Source organism: Thermococcus sp. (assembly GCF_026991495.1).
Taxonomy (GTDB): Archaea; Methanobacteriota_B; Thermococci; order Thermococcales; family Thermococcaceae; genus Thermococcus.
The window spans coordinates 1-3776 of the sequence record NZ_JALXBJ010000075.1 but is presented as its reverse complement, the minus strand read 5'-3'; the positions used below and the strand labels follow the sequence as shown (position 1 = coordinate 3776).

General features: G+C 58.1%; 4 protein-coding genes and 1 rRNA gene. 2 read left to right on the top strand and 3 right to left on the bottom strand.

The features are described 5' to 3' along the window. Together MVB78_RS08955 and MVB78_RS08950 are read left to right on the top strand one after the other, a co-directional pair. The coding region (locus MVB78_RS08955; RefSeq protein WP_297490478.1) for a PQQ-binding-like beta-propeller repeat protein at positions 1 to 1044 on the top strand (1044 nt) is incomplete at its 5' end. Beyond that, on the top strand, positions 1028 to 1795 hold the full coding sequence (locus MVB78_RS08950) for a PH0542 domain-containing protein (protein ID WP_297490477.1): 768 nt from the start codon (positions 1028 to 1030) through the stop codon (positions 1793 to 1795). The genes MVB78_RS08955 and MVB78_RS08950, both read left to right, overlap by 17 nt. Here the strand turns inward: MVB78_RS08950 and MVB78_RS08945 are convergent. From MVB78_RS08945 to rrf, 3 genes are all read right to left on the bottom strand, one after another. Next, on the bottom strand, positions 1716 to 2117 hold the full coding sequence (locus MVB78_RS08945) for a ribonuclease P protein component 4 (RefSeq protein ID WP_297490481.1): 402 nt from the start codon (positions 2115 to 2117) through the stop codon (positions 1716 to 1718). The genes MVB78_RS08950 and MVB78_RS08945 overlap by 80 nt on opposite strands. Before the next feature lie 5 nt (positions 2118 to 2122). Then, positions 2123 to 3640: a hypothetical protein gene (locus MVB78_RS08940; protein WP_297490475.1), complete on the bottom strand. Its 1518-nt coding sequence runs from the start codon at positions 3638 to 3640 to the stop codon at positions 2123 to 2125. A gap of 35 nt (positions 3641 to 3675) precedes the next feature. Then, positions 3676 to 3776 (bottom strand): 5S ribosomal RNA (rrf, locus tag MVB78_RS08935); the annotation flags it as partial.

The following is a 3776-nucleotide window of genomic DNA, read 5'->3' as shown; positions in this document are numbered from 1 at the left end:
TACTTTAGGAACGGGTCAAAGCTCTGGGAGAACGCCTCTGGCTACGTGGTCAAGCTCCTTCCCCTCCAGAATAACCTTATAGCGGGCACCCTCGGCGGCTTCGTCCTCTTCAACTCCTCGGGCTCTATAGTGGAGACCGTGCCAGTTAAGAACAAGCTGTACGACTTCGTGCTCTCCAACGGGACGGCCTACGGTGTGGACGGCGACGTATGGGTTGAAAACGGCAGCTTCTCAAGCTCCGGCGAGGTCTTCGCACTTCGCTGGAACGGGAGACTGGAGAACTCAAGTTTGTGGAGCCTCAGACTGCCGAGCATGCCCGACAGGATCCGGCTCGGACGCGTCGTCTACGTGGGCTCCGGAATGCCCTCCGGCTACTCGTCGAGCTACGCCTTCGGCTCCCTCTACGGCGTTTCCTACAACGGCAGCCTGCTCTGGAGAATAAACCTCGGACAGTGGGTCAGGGACGTTGAGGTCTGGAGGGGAATGGCCGTCGTGGGGACGGGCTACGGGAAAGACAGCGGCAGGATCCTCCTCGTTGATTCCAGAGGGCACGTGCTCTGGAATCTGAGCGCCTACTTTGTCGAGGATCTCCTCGTTTCTGGCGACAGGCTCTTCGTTTCTGGCTTCTCAGATGGAAAGGGAGTTGTAACGGCCTACGACCTCCCCTCAAGAAAACTCCTCTGGAGGCTTGAGCTACCATACCGGGCGAAGGCAATGGCGATGTCTAAGGAGGGGCTTCTCGTCGGCACAGGGAAGTTCGAAAGCAGGCACGAGGGCAACGTCACCAAGGTGTACTCAGAGGGTTCCCTCTACCTAATAGACCCCGGGAAGGGGAAGGTTCTCTGGGAAGACGATGGGACGGGCTACGTCAGGAGCATAGCCGTGAAAGGCTCCATGGCTGTTGTGGGGACGGGGAGTCAGTACTTTTACGTTTACGACCTTTCAAAGATGGGTTCGGCCGGGAAGAGGATCTGCGGGCCGGCATTTCTCCTGCTGCTCGTCCTCATTCCACTGGGGGGTGTCCTCCATGGAAGAAGAACTTGACGTCCGGGAAGCCCTCGCAACGGGGGAGAGGTTAGGGGAGCTCATAGTCAGGATTGAGCACGAGGACGACCTCCTCAGGCGGGTCATCTCCTACCTTGACGACGACCTCTGGATAGTCCAGAAGAACGCCATAATATCCATAATGGCTGTTGTTGAGGACAGGAGGGAGCTACATGAGCCCCTTCTCAGGAAGCTCCTCGTCATGATACGGAAGAGCGAGGCCGTTCCGCTGACCCTTGAGATAGCCAAGGCAATTGGGAGGTTCTCGAAGACAAGGCCAGATCTCGTCAGAAAGGCCGTCCCTGTGATCTTTGCCAACTTCAGGATAGGCGATCCCAAGATAAAGGTGAACATGGCCTACGTCCTTGAGGAGATAATGCGCCAGAACCCGATTCTCCTCGGGAACATCGTCAGGGAGATCATGGGGCTCCTCTCATCGCCTGACGAGATGGACAGGCTCGCGGCGCTCAACTTCATCTCGGCCCTGGGTGAGAACAAGGGCAGGTACGTCACACCTTTCCTCCCGCGTCTCTTTGCACTCCTGAACGAAAAGGATGAGCTTGTGAAAGTGAGCACCATCGAAACCCTGTCTGAGATCGCCGTGGCCAACCCGAAACTCAGGAAGATAATAAAGTCCAAGCTCTCCGAGGTTCAGGAGGGGAGTGAGTTAGTCATGAAGACCCTTCAGAAGGGCCTGACCCAGATAGCGCTCGCCGAGGCTTCCAGCGGTTCCTCTCCTTCTTCTCCCTGAGGTAGGGGAACCTCATAATGTGGCCGCACTTGAGGCACTTGACGACCACGTGAGGGTAGGGCCTGCTCCTCAGGCGAACCCTCGCGTTCACACCGGGCACGAGGAAGGAATGGCACCTCCTGCAGTAGCGCCTCCTCCACTTTCTCGGGATCCGTATCTTGGCCTTTCTCTGCACAGCGAGGGCTATCTCAACGTAGCGGTCCGACAGTTCGGGTTCGTAGGGGAAGACCCTCTCGGCGAGGGTGAAGAGTACATCAACCCTCTCCGCGGCCACCCTTTTCTTTTCCCTCTGCTCCCTTTTCCTTATCTCCCTCTTCCCCATGCCCATCACCGCACCAGCTTCAGGATCCCGACTACAGGTTCATAGGCGTAGCCCTCCGAGATCAGGGCTTTTATGGTTCTCTCAGCCCACTCCGGGCTGAACCCCCGTCTCAGAAGCTCCGTTCTAAAGGCTTCAACCGTCACCTCTCCGGAGGCGGAAGTAGCTGCAAGATCCCGGAGCACCTCAAGGGCTTTGGCGGCGCGCCTGTCTGACGGAACGTAACCTCTGTACCTGTCGAGGAGCCTCTGGAGTTCGCTCTGCGGCGTTTCCTCCAAGACCACCATCCAGTCGTTTACTATCTCCTCGTTGAGCTCCACAACCTCCCTCACCGCCCCCGAGTCCAGCCCGCCCCTGAACCTTCCGACGGACCCGAGGAGTCTGAAGCTGAGCTCGTACCTCCTGTTGAGGTCGAGAACGCTCCCAGGGATCGTCAGTAGGTCGAACTTCCAGCCGTATTCGCTCCTCTTCCTCTCAAGCCAGCGTTCGAACCTCCGCCTGAACTTCTCCCCCTCACCGCGGAACGCCGAGATAACACCTACCCTCTCCCTTTCGAGGAAAACCGTTGCCATCAGGTTGGGGGCGAGTTCTCTGAGTTCGTCGCTGCGCTCCAAGTACGGCCTCTCGTCTTCCTCTGGGATGAACACCAAGGGGGTCTCTGCGTTCTTTGGGAGTTCTGATGTCACGTCAGCCTTCTCCGGGAGCGGGAGGAGTCCAATGGCCTTTTTCCTTGATACGAGGGAGAGGGCCCATTTTGAGGGCCTTACAGGGTTGCCCGGCACGTAGTACCTCATATCGCCTTGCAGGGGGTTGAAGACAGTGAAGTCGAGGCCGAGGAAGTCGTCTTCAACAGCGCTTCTTTTCCCCTTCTTCAGCCTCACCTCCTCGGGCAGGGAGAGGAGTATAGACCGCGCCACCCTCCACAGGTCTTTTATCCCGCTTTCCTTTCCCCTCTCGCCGAAAACTGAGAACTCCGAGCCTTCCCCCCAGCCCGTGACTGATTCGAGGAGGGGGGCGCTGCCGTAGAGCGAGTAGAGGATCCCCCTCTGAAAGCTCCTCTCCGCGTACACCGTGTCCTCAATGAGGGACTGGACCTCCTTAGATGTGAGGGCGAAGTTCCGGTATTCCAGCCAGTAGGCACCGTAATCGCGAACCCTTATCTTTAGGGCTTCAATCATCTTGATGGTTCCCCAGGGGTACGGCTGGACTACCCCCCTAACCTCTGTGTAAGCTCCCGAGCGGATGCGGCCTTCGAGCCGCGTCTTTTCGCTTATCTTCACAACAAGGTAGGGCTTAAGGCGCGTTGATTTCAGTTCGCTCGGAGGAAGCCCGGATAGAAGGTAGTAAACCCCGTTGTCCGGCGCGTTGGGGGGCCTCCTCAGAAGGATGAAACCATGGAGATCGGCTTCCTCACCGGTTCTGAGCTCCCTCAGCATCATGAGAAAATCGCGGGCCCTCCTCTCGGGCGTCAGGGCCCTATCAGATGGCTTCCTCAGGAGGCTTAGGAGCTCAAGGTAGTCGGACATGTTGATAGCTTGGAGGAGGGGGTTAAGAAGTTAGTGGCCGGCGGCGTTCCCGGGTTCCCGCCCCCTCTCGGAGGGCAGTACTACCGGGAACGCTGGCGGGCTTAACTTCCGGGGTCGAAACGAGACCGGGTGTAAC